The organism is Mariniplasma anaerobium, assembly GCF_016865445.1.
Classification (GTDB): domain Bacteria; phylum Bacillota_I; class Bacilli_A; order Acholeplasmatales; family Acholeplasmataceae; genus Mariniplasma; species Mariniplasma anaerobium.
This window is the reverse complement of the sequence record NZ_AP024412.1, coordinates 457,318-474,700: the sequence shown is the minus strand read 5'-3', so window position 1 is coordinate 474,700 and position 17,383 is coordinate 457,318. Positions and strand designations below refer to the sequence as shown.

Genomic DNA, 17,383 nt, shown 5'->3' with positions numbered 1-17,383 from the left:
TTTATCTGTTCATATCAGAGTATTTAGTGTGTAGTACATCACTTCTTTGATTAAAAGAAGCTCATATAACGTCTTAAAACTAATAAAATAGATCTAAAAGCTTAAGTGATTTTTTTTAAATCACTTTTTCTTATGTCTTGCGTTATTCTTCTTAATCTATGCGTATATGCTTTTAATTTTTTCGTAAGTCATGTTATTATTTTCGTTTGTCATTATCAAAACTTGCGGACTAATAATAGAAAATCAAAAATAGACTTCATAATAGATTTATTATTTAGCTAAATAACATCAATAGTCTCATTAAAATATCAATTTACTAAAATGCTTTTAATAGGGTGTTTCAGTTCAAAACTACATGAAAAAAACAGCATTTAACTGCTGTTCTTTACATCTAACCAATTTTTCTTAGCACAGTCTCTAATTCATCAGCTAAATTACGTTGATTTCTAAGTACTTGGTCTAATTTATCTGATAGTATAGAAATATCTTTATTAGAATTAATAATGAGATCTAAAATAAATGCCATGTTAATATCGTCTCTCACATTTAATTGTCTCAAAACGTCTTTAACTTTCTGTTGTTCTTTTAATGATAACATAATTTTATCTCCTTTCTTATTTGTTAATGATTATTTTTAGATAAATGAAATCAACTGATAATATCTTACTTTATGACTTCAGATATAAACTTGTTGCACTATTAATTAAAAATAGTACTAAATCAAAGACGACAGTAAGAATGTTATTGAGTTATAGCAATTTAAAGATTACTGATAATATATATATTTGAGTGAAAATTAAAAAACTATAATGAAATGATATTAAAATGTAATACTAACTATTAGTCCAACTATACCAAAAGCAATCCCAAAAGAACCCAAAATAATTGACCAAATTCCTAATTTTTTCGATAAATTATATTGATGAATATATCTCTTCTCTCTAGCAATATCAACTTCTGTTTCTTCTTTTAATAACTCTAATTCTATTAAAAGAAATGCATAAAATTCAATGTTAATTATAAGGTGTATTGCTGGTTCTTGCGCATCATTATGTAAAATCATTTCCATTTTTCTCTCGGTTCTTTTCTTATTAATAAATATATGGGAATTAGTCGTATTTAAACCTAACTGTTTTGCTATATCATTTATTTTATCTATTTCTAATGCTATATTTTGACAATCTTTTACTAAAGATTTTTTCAATATTTCTAGATGTGTATTATTTGTTTTTATTTGATTATCAATAGACTTTAAATCCCCTTTAAGAAGTGAAATTGATTTCCAAATTGAATTAGACTCACTAAAAAGTGCTTCTAGTAAATAATTATATAATATAATTTGCTTTTGATCCATTATTATCCCCCTAGTTTATTCTTTATTTATATTATATCATTAATTTAATAAATTTATAAATATCAAGAAACAATATCCCCTCTTAATCCCTCAATAAATACATAGTATATCCAGTGAGATTCGAACTCCTTGCAAAGTCATTTTAGGTAATAAACAAAAGGTCATTTATCTCTATTTTTTGATTATTTTGAAGTAATGAATGCATCATAGGAAGATCAACCATGATAAACAACTTCATTCTTTTTCTTTAATGGTACAACTAAATATAAAAAAAACAAAGTCTCTCGGGGGGGAGTAGAGACTTTGTATTTGGGGGTGTGATTTAACTGATCGATTAAAAAAGATAAAATAGAATTAAATCACCTATATATCATAACACAAATCGTACTATTAAAATCGAAAAAAACTGAAACTTTTTTTCTAATTTTATAAATAGTCTTAGTATTTATATACGCTAAATTAAGAAGCTTTAAAACCTATGTTAAGTTATGGATAGATACACATGTATCTATCTATTTTTTTATATAAAAAGGAGGCTTCTAATATGAAGTTTAAAAAGGTAATATTTAGTTTGTTTTTATTTATGGGTGCTTTGCTAGTGGTTTCTAGTACTGCATATGCTAGTTCTTCGCCTAACGTTAAATTTGTTGAAGACGGTGGTTTAATTTATTTAGATGATAACAACCGTGAAATCGATTCTTCTACACATGAAATGAGAACTAAAGTTTATGATTGGTATATAGATCAAGGTGGAAATATGGTTACTGTTGATCTTCGTGATTATGTGGATTACATACCTACAAAAACTTATACGATGACAATTAATAATTCTGGTCATATTGATTATACAGGCGATATATTATGGTTTATCGTTGAACAAGACGGTGATGATATGTGGTTTTATAATTATGAAGGTTTCTCTTTGTTTATTCCTGGTGCTGATAAATTAACTATCTCATGGGAAGAATCAGCGGAAGATTACGCGCCAGTATTTAGCGGTGAAACTGCTTTTGTGACAACCGTTGATAATCCTATTGGTGAATCAAGTATTCGTTCATACTTAATTGCTATTGACGAAACTGACGGAAATGTTACACATTTGATAACTCTTGATCAAGACAACTACACATCAAACAATTCTATACTTGGTTCTTATACTTTAGAATATAGTGTTACTGATAGTTCAGGAAATCGAGCTGAATTGATTGTTACGGTCATTGTCAAAGATGTATTGTCTCCAACTTGGAATGAAGAAAAAGATAGTGTCTCTATATCATATACACAAACATTTGATATTGAAGCCTATAAAGCTCAATTAGATGCAATAGATAATTATGATGATGCATCAAGCTTAGTAATTACTATTGATTCAAATCTATATACAGCTAGTAAAACAATCCCAGGATCTTATGAAGTTGTATATAAAATAGTTGATACATCTGGTAATAGTTTGTATGCAAATGTTGATGTAAATGTTATTGATGATGTTAAACCAAGTTTTAGCGGTCCAACAACTATATCAAAACCTACAACAGAAGCAATGACTATTACTGAGATTAAAGGACAATTATCAGCTAATGATGCAATCAATGGAAATTTAACATCTTCTATTCAAATCGTATCTGATGAGTATACAGGTAACGGAAATGTTGTTGGTAATTATGACATTCAATTTAGTGTAACTGACTCATCAGGTAATATCGAATATCATACATTTTCTGTTGAAGTCTTTGATAATCTTCCTCCTGTATTTTATGTACGAGACGGATATTTTGTAACTGTTGAACAATCTGTTACTTTATCCCAACAAGACTTCATTGATATCTTAGAAATTACAGGACAAATTACGGTAAGTGGTACAGGTGATATTGAGTTTTATAGTCTCTTAAATGAATATGAAGGAAACGAAACAACTCCTGGCATTTATGCGCTATCCTTTAGAGCTGTTTCACAATCAGGTGATGAAGCAATCTACAACATGGCTGTTGAGGTTATGGAAGATAGTGAAGATCCAATTGATGTTATTGAAGAAGATACTTTTGATATAACTGCATTTTGGAATGATAACAAGACCTATATCATTGGTGGACTTATCTTTGTAGCTTCTTTAATGGTTGTCTTTAGCATCTATAAAAAAGTTAAAAAGAATGTTCCTAAAAAAAAGAAATATAAGAAAATTAGAAAGTAAGGGTGCTTGTTTGCACCCTTTTCACAAAGGAGTGATACATAATGTATAAAAAATTCTCGATGCTTGTTTTATTAGTCATGTTCATATCTATGATATTTTCTGTATCTACTCATGCATATACTGAGAGAACAACTGACTATATTGAAGATCTATTTAATACATGGGAAATTCAAGAAAACAATGGGATAACTCTACTAAGATCTAATCGGATTCAAAACAAAGCTGAAAAGATTAACTTAGAGATTAATACTACCTTTGCATCTTCTCAATTGATTCAAATAGAGAACTTTATTGTTGCTCAAAATGGGGTAGAAAAATCACGTATAGAAGTTTTTAGCGATGATACGACTATTCATATCTCTGACAGTTTCAATATTGAATATGAAGCACCTGAGGCTTCTGAATTAATGTTTTTAAAAGGATCAGATGATTCATGGGATGTTTATCTAGAACAAGACACTTATTATGAGATTATTTTTGTATTAAAAGAAAATCTAACATCTAACCAGAGACTTTATATCTTACAAGCATTTAACAACAACTATCGATATGCAAATCAAATGGCTATTGATTTAAGAGTTGAAGCTGAGTTCAAATGGGTCGTTATCAACCCAACTGTTGAAAGTGAGCTTGCACTTCTTCCAGAGACTTATGGATCTATTTTTGAACATCCTGAAAGTATGGCATCAGTTAGTGTTTCAATTGATGACTATCAAATGTCTTTAGTGATTAACTATGATAGTGTTTATGATGTGAGCTATACGTTTAGTGATCAAACCGATATGTCTGTCTTTAATGATCAATATGATGCATTTTATTACACATATGATGAGATGAAATTTATTGTCTTTAACCATGGAGAGACGTCGATGTTTTTATCTGATGATATTAAAGCTGAGACGTTTACACCTTATACAATATGGAATCTAAGTACAAATGAGATAGAAACACATTATCGATTTAACACTTATATCTATTCTGAGCTTGAGGATGCAAATAATGCCTATGCTTACTTTTATGTAGATGAGTTTGTTATAGATCATCTCTTGTCTGTCTCTCTAGCCTATCGATATAAATACCTTGGTTTATTTGAAGATGACGTATGGGAAGAGCCTGTCCATTTAGTTTTAGAAGCTGATCAAGAGGTTACAGGATTAGATCCTACAGCTTGGCAACTTGATTTTTTAGCTACTGCAAGTGTCATTACTTCTGTCAGCTCTTTGATTCCTGTGGTGCGTTGGCCAATGCTCATTATAGGGACTGCATCCATGGCTTATGTTGGCTCAACGGTTGAATCAGGATTGATTGAAGTTGGTAACGTCAACCAAATTGATGAGATATCAAATCCAAGTCAAAAAGTAAAAGATAAACTCAATGAAGCTTATCTTTTAGGTGATCCAAATTTTAGTGGTATTGATTCAAGTCTTAATGTTTATAAATTACACCTTGGCCAATACAACAAAGCTTTTACAACAGGTATTCAAATTGATGAATCCTACAGTGAAGTTAACGGACAACAAGGCATCAATATTATTCAGTTTACCTATCGGACAAATGGACAAGTTTATACGATGAAAGGTGAAAGCATTGATACAATCTTTACACCAGGACCAGGAACGGATGCTGAGCCTGAAACAAGCTCAAGCTTATGGGATATGTTTATCCAAATCATCAAAGACGGATACGAAGTGATTCCAGCTTTATTTTGGATTATTGGATTATTTGCACTTATCTTAGTCTTAATTGTCTTAAGTCATTTATGGAGGTTTTTAAGTAAAGGTTTAAAACTGATATTTAGTCCATTTGGATTTATTTCAATAACTATCATTATTGTGTTGTTGTTGCTATCTGGAGTGATCTAGTGTGTGGGTCTTAGAGTTATTTGATTGGCTAGCCACAAACTGGAAATGGTTGATTCAAGTTGGACTTATCCTTTTCTTATTCACATTGATTAAACCAATCAAGACATTTATTAAATCAGCACTTGAAGGCATTAAGGAATCTATTGACCCCTTAGGCTTTTTCGTGTTATTAGTATTAGTTTTACTATTTTTTGCCATTAAAGGCATGTTTTAGGCGCGATATGAGCAATCGAAAAAACGAAAGGAAGATATACCTATGTTAAAACGCTATAAATTCATGATATTTATCTTAGTTGTTGGCTTAATTGCAACAACATCTTACTTTTACTTAACTAAAGACCAAAGAACTTATAATCAGATACTAACATCTCACATCAGGTTAGTTGTTACCAGGGAAAACCAAACAAGCTTTGGTACTTCTGTTATCTTTGATGAAGATAGTCAATATTATTATGCATTAACAAATCATCATGTAGTTGATCAAGCTACAAAGATTGACGGTGTTGATTTTGAAAACAACATCTATCAAATGGATGTTATAAATTCAAGTAGTTATTATGATTTAGCTGTTCTTAAATTTGAAAAAGATATCGACTTAAAAACTTTAAAGATATCAGAAGTTTATCACTTAGATGATGAGATTAAAGCTGTAGGTTATCCTAGATCTATTTTTACGATATCTAGTGGATCTATAGACAGGATTGACGTTGTTGATTTTGATATAACAATTCAAGTGATTCATCACAGTGCTTCTATTGATCATGGATCTTCAGGAGGTGCACTTTTAAATGCTAAAAATGAAATCATTGGGATTAACTTTGCAGCTAATCTAGATTCACAAGTTAGTTATGCAATACCAGGAATTAAGATTAATCAATATCTATCATCAATTGATTACAAGGACTAGATAACATGACACTTACTCAAAGACTATTAATCATATCAGAACAGTTTTCAAAGCATATGACAAGCTTATCTTCAAGACTTGCATATAAACAAAGAGATATCACAATAGGTTATTCAAAGTATATATTAAACCAATCTTTTTACAAGAAAGCGCGCTTTTTGACATTCCCATGGCACTGGATTGTTATCGTTGCATGGATCCTCACAAGAAACCAAGTTAAAAGGATTCCTTTTGATGAGCCGGGTGTCCAAATTCTATCAGGTGGTCCTGGTGCAGGAAAGACCTCTTGCGCATATGAAATCATAGAACGTGATCGATATATTAATCATAAACCCTGGTATATCAATACACCTTTTGAAAAACCTAGGATAGACAAAGAAGCTGGTCTTAAATTTAGATATCATCCACTGTTTAACTTTGAAGATTTTTGGAGCGAAAGGAAAACGCACAAGATACCTAATCACATCAAATTTGGTGGTATGGTCATTGATGAGATTCATCGCATATTAAATCCTAGATATAACAATACAACTGACTACAACGATAAATATGAGCCATTTAGTGATTATGCTGTCGTTATCAGACACTATATCAAACGGATTATTGCTACAACTCAAATGAACAGAGTTGATATTCAACTTGAACAGCTAGCTAGATTCTTTCATAGAGTTAGAATTGATATCGGATTTGATTATGAAGATTGGCTAGTTGATACAGGTATATTTCGCTTTAAACCCTTAGGTTGGTATGTTGAAACGTTTACCGTAGATGCATCTGGACGTGATTCAATTAAAGTTCCATATAAAAGCTGGTACTTCCCTCAACAATACGCAAACATGGATTACTACGACACTTATTCAATGAGTGGAGCATATAATCATATCAAAATGGATAGACCATTTAGAAAAGGAGCCTAACACTATGGCATGGGAACAAACTCTATATACAGTTTTAAACATTTTAATCTGGGTACTTGGAATCAATTTATCTCTAGCTTTATTTATCTTTATCTTATATCTTCCTAGTATCATGCAAAAAAAAATCAACCTAAAAGAAAGCGTTGATATCAAAGAAGAAAATATTCAGGTAGTTGAAGAAGCTATATTTTTTAAGTCTAATTCAAAGTTTCAAGAGATTATTGATAAGCAAATAAAAGACATCAGAGAGATGTCTGCAAAGAAAAAAAGTCTCTTAGCTTCTATAGAAGATCTAGAGAAGGAAAAGACTCGAAAAACTAAGTAGTTGTATATAGTATACTTTAGTATACATATATACACCTTTGAAAATAAACTGTTAACTCAACAATCCAATCATAATTTTTGTGATGATAGTGTAATAGATTTTTTCCATAATATCATCTCCCTTCTCTTTGCTTTTTTTGATTTTCTCAATTACTAGAATGGTGAGAAAGAAAATAATTACCATTGTATTACTTGGTTGATTGATGAGCCCAGCTATTGCTGAGCTAACAGTTTATTTATTTATTTATAGTATATGAATACACTTGTCCTATTCCTATAATTACAATTAAATATATATTTTAAGGAAATTAAAGAGGTGCCTCTGGTATATCTCAACCTAAGAGTGTCCTAACTAATGCCAGAGATGACCACCCTTTTGTCATCCTCATTAAAGCTCTTAGAATTGCTTCTAAAACTGCTTCCACTGACACCACCTCCTTAATTGACGTGTCCAGGGATTTATGGACAACTCAATTATACCAACAATAATTATCAATGTAAAGTTAGTTTTTGTTATAAAAATATAGATTTAATTATGTTCATTCATTTTCTATTTCTCTATATTTATAATTCCATGTTTTTTAAATTATTTTATATAAGGTGCAAAAAACTATAGTTAATTGCACTCATCATATTAATCACAAATATTATATGATATTGCTCGATTCAAGATGCAAAAATTAGTGAAAATATAAATGTGCAGAAAGGTTAATGTAAATGCACTCATGAAGGATGTGTAAACACATGATTATTGGATATATAAGAGTCTCCACTCAAAAACAAAATCTTGAAGTGCAACAAGATACACTTAACAAATATGGTATAGATAAGCTCTATCAAGAAAAAGCTTCTGGTAGAAATACCAATAGACCTATATTAAATGAAGTCATTGACTATCTAAGAACAAATGATATATTAGTTATTTATGATCTATCACGTTTAGGCAGAACAGTACACCAGGTAATGAAGCTAATCGAATACTTTTCACAAAATAGTATTGGATTTATTTCATTGAAAGAGAATTTAGACATTACTACACCAATCGGTAGAGCCATGGTAATTATTATTGCTTCCTTCAATCAAATGCAAGTAGAGATACAAAATGAAAAGATTAGAGAAGGTATTGAAAATGCTAAAGCTCACGGTAAGCATATAGGAAGAAAACCTATATCAAATGATAAAGTGAAAATAATAAAAGCCCTCAAGAAAGAGGGCTATACGAATCAAGAAATTGCAAATCATTTAAATATATCAAAAAGAACTGTAATTAACTATTCATCTATTGAAATCTTAAAATAGACGACTTATCTAATATATCTTTGTTTTTATTCGCTGTTTGGTTAACTTTAGAGATAATTTTATTCTTATCAGATATAACATTTGTTTGATTCAATAATTTAGAGATATCTTTTGAATATAAAGCATTATCAAAGTCAAATTTGCCTTCATTTATAACTATAAAATAAAATCTATTTGAGGAGTTCTTTCCCACAGTTAATAAATTATCAATAATTGCAGACTTGTATTTTTCTGATATTTTCTTTTCTATATCAGATAAATCTTTGTTTAATATATTATATTTTTTTATGAAAACATATGCAAGATTTTCGTTAAGTTTATAGATTGAGTAATCTTTCATATGATCCACTCCTTTTTTATTTTTTAGCTGTACAATAAATTAATTTGCATCATAGCTTCTTTTATTACTGATTTTGCTTCATCAAGAGTTGGTACTTCTCTAACTGTAAATAATTCTGCTCCAATGTAATCTCCAGAATGACTTACAGAGTGACGTTGATCTCGATAGAAATCATAAGCTCTTTCTACTTTCGCTTTCTTATCAGAAGAAAGACTTCCTTGTTTGTTTAATAAGTATACTCCTGTTGGGTTTGAAAAACAAGAGAAAGGATATTGTTTATCTTTTATAGTAATTCCAGAATCTACTAGAATTTTTCTTAAAACACCTTCTAGTACTCTCATAATAGGCATTATGTAATGTCCATGATCTTGAAAGCTTGAATAAGTAAGGTTCAATATTTGAATGGAAGTTAAAATAAGGTTTTTTAATTGTGAATTAAAAGATGTAGGTTAATTAGGAATTAAACTTGTACATTCTTCATTTAATTTGCTAGTATTAACACTAAATTTAAAAACTTCGCTAAGTATTGTTCTTATATTCTCGTCTGAATTTAATATTATATTGTCAAGTAAAACAAAGAATAATCTTTCTTGATTTCCTTGAATCATTAAGGTTTTTCTTTTTGTATTATAATAAGTTACAAATAATCTTTCTCGATCATAACTTAAAACATAGCATTTTTTATCTTTGTCACTTCTATCTTCAACACTTATTTCATGCATGTCAGTTGAGATATTAGAAAATAACTCATCAAACTGTTTATCAGAAAAATTATTAAATACAACAAAATTTTTTCCGTATTTTAAAGTTGTTTTTTTACTCTTAGAATATGCTTTTTCTGCTAAACTATCTGCTAATTCATTAAATCGATTACCTGAGTGTGCTTTTATCTTTCTAAACTCGATTTTTATTATATCACAATATTTCTTGTATATAATCAACAATAATTCAGAAATTTTAGTCTTTGCTTCCCATTCACCGGAAATCCATTTAGGAATTCCCTCATAATCATGACAAATGAGTAGTTTTTCATAATTATGTGATATTGAATATTGAATAGCTTCAATAACTGCGAATACCTCACCAGAAACATTTCTAGATACAAGATATAATTCATGATTTCGTTTAGCATATGCAGTATCGTATTTTAAATTCACATTATCAATCATAACTAATCCATAAGTATATGCTTGTTCACTATCTTTATAACTACCATCTGTAAATGCAACGGCATAGCCACTAGTTATATAAGCTACGATTTCTTCATCTGTCATATTATCAACTGATTCTTCAGTTTTTATCTCAACAACAATCACTGGCTCTTTAGAATTTATATATTCCAATCCTTCATCGCGACTATCAACCTTTTTAAATTTAGCTCCTTTAAATCCTTTAACCTCATTTTCACACTCTTTCCAAGTATCATATACCCCAATATTTCTTCCAACTTTAACAGCGTACAATTTTCCCATCATTTAATCTCCTTTATAATAATCCCTTGTTTTGAATCCATACTTTTTGTTTTATCATAACTATCATATACTGCGAATAATACATTGGTGTTATTTTTATATCTTAATTTCTTTAAATACGTGAAAACTCTCGTATTATTATATATAATGAAGCCAAAATCGCTATTCAATTTTCTGTTCAGTTTACCAATGAATATATTATCTATGGAGTCTATATGATCCATACAATATTCAATAATAAAATCATTTACTCTTTTTTTCTCATTAAATTCATTATTGTCTTCTTCAAGTTTAATGAATTGCAAGTCATTGAACTTTGAATCATATTTTCTTAAGTATTTAATGATTCTATTCAAATCATATAGATTGACTTTACCTTTTAATATAGATAATATGAATGACAAACCTAGAGATGATAAATTCATAAAATATAGTCTTATTGGTATCATCATTATATAAGAGTCCTTTTTATATTTTATTAATTCTAAAAAGAGATCTTTGACATTCTCAAATTTTTCTGATGATTTATAATTTTTAATATAATTATAACTAGAATAAAAATACGCGTCTTTAAGAATGTTTTTTGATGTATGCTCAATATAAAAACTATATACTTCTTTAGCTTTGTCTAATGATTCTGGTATATTTTGTAATGCCTTGAGATTATTTATAGCGTACATATCAAAATCATCGTACTCTTTGTTATAATCTATAAGCTGAATCATTTTATCATTACTTATCAATTCATATAATTCAACCACTAATTGATAGTTATCTTTTTCTTCATTTATAATGAATTTACTACATTTTCTTATAAATGGCAAATTATATTTCCATGGAACTCCTTCATCCATTTTAATTAATTCATAAATCTCCATAACATAATCAATATTTAATTGTTCATCTTCTTTTATAAATCTATTATATAGACCTACTCTCTTATCTACTAAATGCTTATCCATCAATACACTCCTTTATATCAAGGATAATAAAAAGGCTAGAGTATTTTAGCCTTAATTGAAGTAACTACGATTGCATAATATCCCCTTATTGTTAATTATAAAACAATTGTCTTTAATTTACAACTATACAAGAGATATCCACGAATCTTGTGGATTAAAGTATTTAATAAATAGAATAAAATAGAAGTAGACTATACTACAATGGAGGGAAAAATGAAAATTCAAGAACTAGTCAATAACTATTTAATGGAGATAAAGCTAAGATATGCAAAAGGAACACATCGTTTCTATCAATCTCATCTCGGACATTTTGTCAATTATGCTAATGATAATCAAATTACTACTATAGAGGATTTAAATTCTGAGTTTATTGTTGATTATATATATCACATGAAAGAGACGTGTCAAAATGTAACTATCAATAAAAACATAGGGTGTTTAAAACGTATGTATAACTATATGGAAATTGACTTTCCATATCTTCAACAAATTAAAAACTGCGTGAACGCACTAAAACGTTTGAAGTTATTGAAATGAATAATTATATTAGAATACGTAAATACATTAGTGACTATCCAGAAACAACTGTAAATGGTATCTATCACAAATGTTTTTTATCACTTCTTGCAGATACAGGCGCTAGAATCTCAGAGATAATGTATATCGAAAAAGCAAATGTTAACTTTAATAATTGTGAGATTTTACTTACTCAAACAAAAACAAAAGAGGACCGAATTGTTTATTTCACAGAAACTTCAAAGCCTATATTAAAAAAAATGATTCAAGTTAAAAATGATTCAAAATATTTATTATACAATATTGATAAAAATAGAGTGTCAAATTATGATGATATTAGATATATCTTAAAGCAAGTAAAAAGGCAACTCAACATTAAAAAATTACATCCTCATATGTTCAGACATACAGTTGCAACATATTTAATTGAATCTCAAATGGATCTTCCTTCTTTAATGATCCTATTAGGACACAAAAATATGGAAACTACTAAGAGATATCTACATGTATCAAAAAAGCATGTTAAAAAAGGTTACAGTGATAACATGAATAAACTATAAATTATCTATGCTAACTTATCCATTGCCATAGTGTATTTTCCTTTAATTTCTAATAAATCATTGGGAGTGCACACTAATGCTTCGCAAAGCTTAATAAGTTTTTCTTCATTTGGGAAGGATGTCCCATTTTCCCAACGACAATAACCTTGTTGAGTAATATCAAGCTTTGAAGCGATATCTCTTTGACTCATATTCAGTTTGTTTCTGAATTCCTTAAGTTTATCTGCAAACATATTTAAAACCTCCTATATTTGATTTTTGACAACAAATAATTGTATTTTATGTTGACAATCATTTGTTGTTATTGTAAAATACACTCATAGACAACTTTTTGTTGTTTGATTATTTAAAATAAAACCATGAGTTTAATAGATGTTTCTCATGGTTGTCATTCTATAGTGGCGTTGCAAGAGGGATTCGAACCCCCGACCGACGGCTTAGAAGGCCGTTGCTCTATCCAGCTGAGCTATTGCAACACAAGTCGGCACAAGTTATTATAACAAATATATATGCCGAATGTAAAGCGAATTTTAATGAAATTTTATATTAATGACTAATTATATTTTAATCTTTCCGATTTCACTGATTTTATTCATGATTCTTAGTAGATTTTTACTGTCTTCTTCACCTAAATGAATTGCAAGTTGTTCAATGGGTTTATAATAGTCATCTCTAATAGATTCTACATATTTTTTCCCATTTTCTGTTAAGCGAATAAATATAACTCTTAAATCTTTTGCTGAAGGTACTTTTTCCAAGTAACTTTTATCCACTAAATCATTAACCTTATGCGTTACTGCGGGCAAAGTTACTTTTAAAGTTTTAGCAATGTCTGTTAATTTAACTTTTTGATTAATATCGCAAAATGCGACACAAAACAATACCATGATATCTGCATCACTTAATTTAGTATTTACTCTATCATAAATGCCACTTCTTCTAAAAATCTTTAATGCACGGTCCAATTGTTGTAATGTTTGATAATCTTTTTTCATATAACCAACCTCCTTTTAACAAAAACTCTTTAGTTTATTCTATAATTATTATCTCTTTTAGTAAAGTCAAACAGTTTATTCTATTCCATTTGATATATTTTTATAAGCTTTGATAATGCTTGTTGCCGCGCATCATCAGCTTTTGGATATATCTTTTGAAATTGTTTTATCTTTTGATCATAAAATGGTTTTGCTTCTTTTTTATACTTTAATTTTGGACCTAAATAAAGATCTGCTTCTGATAGTTTCATATGCCCTTTTTTAATAATCATTATGACATAATAAAATTTATCATGGATGATATGTTCATCAACAATCTCAAATCCTTGTTTTGCTAAAAATTCTCTTAAAATCTCATGATTATCATTAGCTTGTAAAATATAGGTTTTATCCATTGGTGCGTATTTTAATATATCTTTGATTAAATATGCGCCCATACCTGCTATAATACCTAAATCAAAATCTGATTGTATATTTTTAAATCCATCAGATATAACAAATTCTACAGGATAATGATTAAGACTTTTTTTTGCTGATTTTAGCGGTTCTTCTCTTAAATCACTTGCGATTGCAGATTTGATATATCCATTTTTAAATGCTTCTAGTAAGACTAGACCATGATCTGTTCCAATATCTAAAACACAATCATAACCTTGAGTTAACTCACTTAAAAATTTAATTCTTTTATTTCTTGCCATAGTAAAACTCACGTAATTTATTTTGTCTAGATGGACTTCTTAGTTTTCTTAAAGCTTTAGCTTCAATCTGACGGATACGTTCACGTGTTACACCAAATTCACGACCAACTTCTTCAAGTGTATGATTTTTACCATCAAATAGTCCGTATCTTAAACGTAAAACTTTTTCTTCACGATCAGTAAGTGTTTCTAAGACTTCGTCTAATGTTTGCTTAACCATTTCTTGAAGCATATATTCATGAGGTGTAAGAGCATTAGGATCTGATATGAAATCTCCTAATGATGAATCTTCTTCTTCACCAACATGAGCTTCTAATGAAATAGGTTCTTTAGCGATACGTTGTATATTTTGAACTTTTTCAGGTGTAATTCCCATTTTTTCAGCAATTTCTTCAATGACTGGTTCTCTACCTAAGTCTTGAATTAATTGTCTTTGAATTCTTATCATTTTATTAATAGTTTCTACCATATGAACAGGAATACGAATCGTTCTAGCTTGATCAGCTACTGCACGTGTAATAGCTTGTCTAATCCACCACGTTGCATATGTTGAAAATTTAAAACCTTTTTCATAATCAAATTTGTCAACGGCACGCATTAAGCCCATATTACCTTCTTGAATTAAATCAAGAAATAATAGACCTCTTCCGACATATCTTTTTGCGATTGATACAACTAAACGATAGTTAGCTTCTACTAATTTATTTTTAGCTTGTGCTGCAATTCTTAAAGTTTCTCTTAACTCTTCAATATCGCTTTCTTCTAAATCTAGAATACCTTGTTCATATTCATCTAATTGTTCTTTGGCATAACGACCATTAGAAACTTGAACTGCATATTTTGTTTCTAGCTCATGAGTTAATAAAGGAATTTGTCCAATTTCTTTAAGATACATACGCACTGGGTCATCAATTTTAATTGTTGACGCAATAGTTTCTATGTTTACAAGTTCTTCTTCTTCAACTTCAAGGCCTGATAAAGATAGATCATCTGGTTCATCATCGTCATCAGTATCAATTTGAAAATCATCATCGTCTTCTTCTGTCGCTACGACTTTTACATCTTCATATTCTTCATCTTCGGCAATGTCAATATCTAAATTTAATAAAGCGCGTTCTATTTCAAAATAGTTTTCGCTTCCTGGTTTTGCAAATGGTTCCACATCTTTTGGTGTTAACAATTTGTTTTTACCAGCTGTTTTTTTTAATTGTGCTACGATTTTATTAAAATCCACGAAAATACCTCCTAAGTATTTATTTCATTTTTGTCAATATAGTTAATTCTTCCATTAAAATAGGATTCTTATATTCTTCTTTTTCAAGTTGTGCTCTTACATAAACTTTTCTTCTCATGTAATTTGCTTGTTTGACTAAAGTTATATAATGATCAAATTCAATGCTATCAATGGTCTCATTTCTTTCCCATAAAATATCTTTAAATAAAGTGTTTTCTGCATATTCTCGTTGTTCATTATTTAAACCATCTACAAATTCCTCGACATCTAATTCTTGATGATCTTTATAATAAGAATCAATTAAAAGTCTAATTGTTGATTGTACCTGGTCTACAAAATCACTCATTTTCAATCTTGCTTGAATATGGTTTGCATCTATTCTTGATCTAAGCATTGCATAAATCAAATAACGTTCTGCTTTTTCATATTTATTAGATATTCTAGTTCTTTGCTTTTCAGGTAAACTTTCCTTATGAGGAAGTGTGGGTTGCTTTCTTACTTTTATTTCAAATGCATCTGGTGAAACTTTTAAGTCAGCAGCTAATCTATTTTTATATATATTTTGTATGCTTGGATCAGCATAAGCAAGCATGTCTAAAATATTATTTTTAAATGCTGTTATATCATTAGCATTTGATAAATCTTTTCCTCTTTTAAAATACTGATATTTAAACTGGTATGGATCTGATGTATATTCTCCAAATAGTGTTTCGTATTTTTCAACACCATATGCTTTAATAAATTCATCTGGATCCATTTTTTCTGGAATCGTTAAAATTTCAGTTTTTAATCTTACTTTTTCAAGTAAATCAATGGCTTTTAATGTTGCACTTTGACCAGCTTGATCGCCATCATAAGCAACTACAATAGAATCTGTAAATTGTTTAATCAATTTAGCTTGATCAATAGTTAACGCTGTTCCCATAGTTGCAACACCATGTTTAATACCAGCTTTATAAGAACTAATGACATCAAAGAATCCTTCATACAAAACAATTTGTTTGTTTTTTCTTATTTCTGATAAAGCTTCATTAAAATGATAAAGTAATTGTCCTTTTTTAAAGATGACTGTTTCTGGAGAATTTATATATTTAATCGTTTCTTTTGGATTTAGAGTTCTTCCACTAAAGCCAACCACTAATCCTTTGGGATTGGTAATCGGAAAGATTAATCTATCTGAGAACAAGTCATAATATGACCCATCATCTTTTTGTTTAACTAATCCGAGTTTGATCATATCTGAAACTTGGTAGCCTTTATCATTTAACATTTGATATAAAACATCGGAATGACTTGGTGCATATCCGATTTCAAAATGATCTATAATATCATCAGATATTTCTCTTTTAGATAAATACTTATGTGCTTCTTGACCTTTTTGGCTATTCTTTAAATTAAATTTATAAAACTCTTTTGCCTCAGCCATTAATTTATAAAAGGATTCATAAGGATCTTTTTGTCTCACTGTCTTTTGGATTTTTATGCCTGCTTTTTCAGCAAGTTCTTCTGCAGCTTGATCAAAAGATATATTTTTAATTTTTCGATAAAAATTTATGGGTGCTCCACCTTCACCACATCCATAACATTTACAAATGTTTTTTTCTGGTGATACGAAAAAACTTGGTGTTTTTTCTTGATGAAAAGGGCATAATCCTCTAAAGTTTTTACCTGTTTTTTGGAGAGTGACAAATTCAGAAACCAATTCAACGATTGGTGTTTTCTCATTTATTTCTTCGATGAGTTTATGATCCATCT

At 29.1% G+C, this 17,383-nt stretch carries 19 protein-coding genes, 1 tRNA gene and 1 pseudogene; 9 read left to right on the top strand and 12 right to left on the bottom strand.

The genetic code is table 11. The features are described from left to right. Positions 1-391 precede the first annotated feature (391 nt). Entirely contained in the window at positions 392-526 is a 135-nt protein-coding gene (locus tag MPAN_RS09025; RefSeq protein ID WP_267910371.1) for a hypothetical protein, read from the bottom strand. A 294-nt stretch (positions 527-820) separates the two neighbouring features. Then, complete coding sequence (locus MPAN_RS02350) at positions 821-1,354, bottom strand: hypothetical protein (protein WP_176240001.1); 534 nt, start codon at positions 1,352-1,354, stop codon at positions 821-823. A 544-nt stretch (positions 1,355-1,898) separates the two neighbouring features. Here MPAN_RS02350 and MPAN_RS02345 point away from each other — a divergent pair. From MPAN_RS02345 to MPAN_RS02315, 7 genes are all read left to right on the top strand, one after another. Then, the gene (locus MPAN_RS02345; RefSeq protein WP_176240000.1) at positions 1,899-3,542 is read left to right on the top strand and encodes a DUF5011/hyalin repeat domain-containing protein; all 1,644 of its coding nucleotides are present in this window, start codon (positions 1,899-1,901) and stop codon (positions 3,540-3,542) included. Between the two features lie 41 nt (positions 3,543-3,583). Then, positions 3,584-5,404 (top strand): hypothetical protein, encoded by a 1,821-nt coding sequence (locus MPAN_RS02340; protein ID WP_176239999.1) that lies wholly within the window; start codon positions 3,584-3,586, stop codon positions 5,402-5,404. A 1-nt stretch (position 5,405) separates the two neighbouring features. Further along, positions 5,406-5,618: a hypothetical protein gene (locus MPAN_RS02335; RefSeq protein WP_176239998.1), complete on the top strand. Its 213-nt coding sequence runs from the start codon at positions 5,406-5,408 to the stop codon at positions 5,616-5,618. Between the two features lie 42 nt (positions 5,619-5,660). After that, positions 5,661-6,311, top strand: a complete 651-nt coding sequence (locus tag MPAN_RS02330) for a S1C family serine protease (RefSeq protein WP_176239997.1) — start codon at positions 5,661-5,663, stop codon at positions 6,309-6,311. A gap of 5 nt (positions 6,312-6,316) precedes the next feature. Beyond that, positions 6,317-7,228, top strand: coding sequence for an ATP-binding protein (locus MPAN_RS02325; protein ID WP_176239996.1), 912 nt, complete (start codon positions 6,317-6,319; stop codon positions 7,226-7,228). A 4-nt stretch (positions 7,229-7,232) separates the two neighbouring features. Beyond that, positions 7,233-7,553, top strand: a complete 321-nt coding sequence (locus MPAN_RS02320; protein WP_176239995.1) for a hypothetical protein — start codon at positions 7,233-7,235, stop codon at positions 7,551-7,553. 743 nt (positions 7,554-8,296) lie between these two features. Beyond that, complete coding sequence (locus MPAN_RS02315; RefSeq protein ID WP_176239994.1) at positions 8,297-8,851, top strand: recombinase family protein; 555 nt, start codon at positions 8,297-8,299, stop codon at positions 8,849-8,851. Here MPAN_RS02315 and MPAN_RS02310 read toward each other — a convergent pair. From MPAN_RS02310 to MPAN_RS02295, 4 genes and pseudogenes are all read right to left on the bottom strand, one after another. Continuing rightward, the gene (locus MPAN_RS02310) at positions 8,832-9,191 is read right to left on the bottom strand and encodes a hypothetical protein (protein ID WP_176239993.1); all 360 of its coding nucleotides are present in this window, start codon (positions 9,189-9,191) and stop codon (positions 8,832-8,834) included. The genes MPAN_RS02315 and MPAN_RS02310 overlap by 20 nt on opposite strands. 23 nt (positions 9,192-9,214) lie before the next feature. After that, a pseudogene (locus MPAN_RS02305) lies at positions 9,215-9,619 on the bottom strand (RNase LS family HEPN domain-containing protein); the annotation flags it as partial. Positions 9,620-9,640: 21 nt separating this feature from the next. Then, entirely contained in the window at positions 9,641-10,663 is a 1,023-nt protein-coding gene (locus MPAN_RS02300; RefSeq protein ID WP_176239992.1) for a ribonuclease H1 domain-containing protein, read from the bottom strand. Then, positions 10,663-11,625, bottom strand: a complete 963-nt coding sequence (locus MPAN_RS02295; RefSeq protein ID WP_176239991.1) for a hypothetical protein — start codon at positions 11,623-11,625, stop codon at positions 10,663-10,665. Before MPAN_RS02295 ends, MPAN_RS02300 begins: the two co-directional genes overlap by 1 nt. Positions 11,626-11,838: 213 nt before the next feature. Between MPAN_RS02295 and MPAN_RS02290 the strand changes: the two genes are divergently transcribed. Continuing rightward, complete coding sequence (locus MPAN_RS02290) at positions 11,839-12,162, top strand: phage integrase SAM-like domain-containing protein (RefSeq protein WP_176239990.1); 324 nt, start codon at positions 11,839-11,841, stop codon at positions 12,160-12,162. Then, entirely contained in the window at positions 12,159-12,701 is a 543-nt protein-coding gene (locus tag MPAN_RS02285) for a tyrosine-type recombinase/integrase (RefSeq protein WP_176239989.1), read from the top strand. Before MPAN_RS02290 ends, MPAN_RS02285 begins: the two co-directional genes overlap by 4 nt. Before the next feature lie 5 nt (positions 12,702-12,706). Here the strand turns inward: MPAN_RS02285 and MPAN_RS02280 are convergent, their stop codons facing one another. The 6 genes from MPAN_RS02280 to dnaG form a co-directional block, all read right to left on the bottom strand. After that, complete coding sequence (locus MPAN_RS02280) at positions 12,707-12,934, bottom strand: helix-turn-helix domain-containing protein (protein ID WP_176239988.1); 228 nt, start codon at positions 12,932-12,934, stop codon at positions 12,707-12,709. A 166-nt stretch (positions 12,935-13,100) separates the two neighbouring features. Then, positions 13,101-13,177 (bottom strand) — tRNA-Arg (locus MPAN_RS02275). Positions 13,178-13,258: 81 nt separating this feature from the next. Further along, positions 13,259-13,696: a MarR family winged helix-turn-helix transcriptional regulator gene (locus tag MPAN_RS02270; RefSeq protein WP_176239987.1), complete on the bottom strand. Its 438-nt coding sequence runs from the start codon at positions 13,694-13,696 to the stop codon at positions 13,259-13,261. An 80-nt stretch (positions 13,697-13,776) separates the two neighbouring features. Further along, positions 13,777-14,394 (bottom strand): tRNA (adenine(22)-N(1))-methyltransferase, encoded by a 618-nt coding sequence (locus tag MPAN_RS02265; protein WP_176239986.1) that lies wholly within the window; start codon positions 14,392-14,394, stop codon positions 13,777-13,779. Continuing rightward, a complete protein-coding gene (gene rpoD / locus MPAN_RS02260) occupies positions 14,381-15,613 on the bottom strand; it encodes an RNA polymerase sigma factor RpoD (protein WP_176240009.1) in 1,233 nt (410 codons plus the stop codon). Before rpoD ends, MPAN_RS02265 begins: the two co-directional genes overlap by 14 nt. Before the next feature lie 34 nt (positions 15,614-15,647). Further along, positions 15,648-17,381, bottom strand: a complete 1,734-nt coding sequence (gene dnaG / locus MPAN_RS02255) for a DNA primase (RefSeq protein ID WP_176239985.1) — start codon at positions 17,379-17,381, stop codon at positions 15,648-15,650. Positions 17,382-17,383: the final 2 nt, after the last annotated feature.

Excerpts from the sequence above, each read along its gene's own strand:
- MPAN_RS09025 (WP_267910371.1), bottom strand. The coding sequence starts at position 526 with ATGGCATTTATTTTAGATCTCATTATTAATTCTAATAAAGATATTTCT.
- MPAN_RS02350 (WP_176240001.1), bottom strand. The coding sequence starts at position 1,354 with ATGGATCAAAAGCAAATTATATTATATAATTATTTACTAGAAGCACTT.
- MPAN_RS02345 (WP_176240000.1), top strand. The coding sequence starts at position 1,899 with ATGAAGTTTAAAAAGGTAATATTTAGTTTGTTTTTATTTATGGGTGCT.
- MPAN_RS02340 (WP_176239999.1), top strand. The coding sequence starts at position 3,584 with ATGTATAAAAAATTCTCGATGCTTGTTTTATTAGTCATGTTCATATCT.
- MPAN_RS02330 (WP_176239997.1), top strand. The coding sequence starts at position 5,661 with ATGTTAAAACGCTATAAATTCATGATATTTATCTTAGTTGTTGGCTTA.
- MPAN_RS02325 (WP_176239996.1), top strand. The coding sequence starts at position 6,317 with ATGACACTTACTCAAAGACTATTAATCATATCAGAACAGTTTTCAAAG.
- MPAN_RS02320 (WP_176239995.1), top strand. The coding sequence starts at position 7,233 with ATGGCATGGGAACAAACTCTATATACAGTTTTAAACATTTTAATCTGG.
- MPAN_RS02315 (WP_176239994.1), top strand. The coding sequence starts at position 8,297 with ATGATTATTGGATATATAAGAGTCTCCACTCAAAAACAAAATCTTGAA.
- MPAN_RS02310 (WP_176239993.1), bottom strand. The coding sequence starts at position 9,191 with ATGAAAGATTACTCAATCTATAAACTTAACGAAAATCTTGCATATGTT.
- MPAN_RS02300 (WP_176239992.1), bottom strand. The coding sequence starts at position 10,663 with ATGGGAAAATTGTACGCTGTTAAAGTTGGAAGAAATATTGGGGTATAT.
- MPAN_RS02295 (WP_176239991.1), bottom strand. The coding sequence starts at position 11,625 with ATGGATAAGCATTTAGTAGATAAGAGAGTAGGTCTATATAATAGATTT.
- MPAN_RS02290 (WP_176239990.1), top strand. The coding sequence starts at position 11,839 with ATGAAAATTCAAGAACTAGTCAATAACTATTTAATGGAGATAAAGCTA.
- MPAN_RS02285 (WP_176239989.1), top strand. The coding sequence starts at position 12,159 with ATGAATAATTATATTAGAATACGTAAATACATTAGTGACTATCCAGAA.
- MPAN_RS02280 (WP_176239988.1), bottom strand. The coding sequence starts at position 12,934 with ATGTTTGCAGATAAACTTAAGGAATTCAGAAACAAACTGAATATGAGT.
- MPAN_RS02270 (WP_176239987.1), bottom strand. The coding sequence starts at position 13,696 with ATGAAAAAAGATTATCAAACATTACAACAATTGGACCGTGCATTAAAG.
- MPAN_RS02265 (WP_176239986.1), bottom strand. The coding sequence starts at position 14,394 with ATGGCAAGAAATAAAAGAATTAAATTTTTAAGTGAGTTAACTCAAGGT.
- dnaG (WP_176239985.1), bottom strand. The coding sequence starts at position 17,381 with ATGGATCATAAACTCATCGAAGAAATAAATGAGAAAACACCAATCGTT.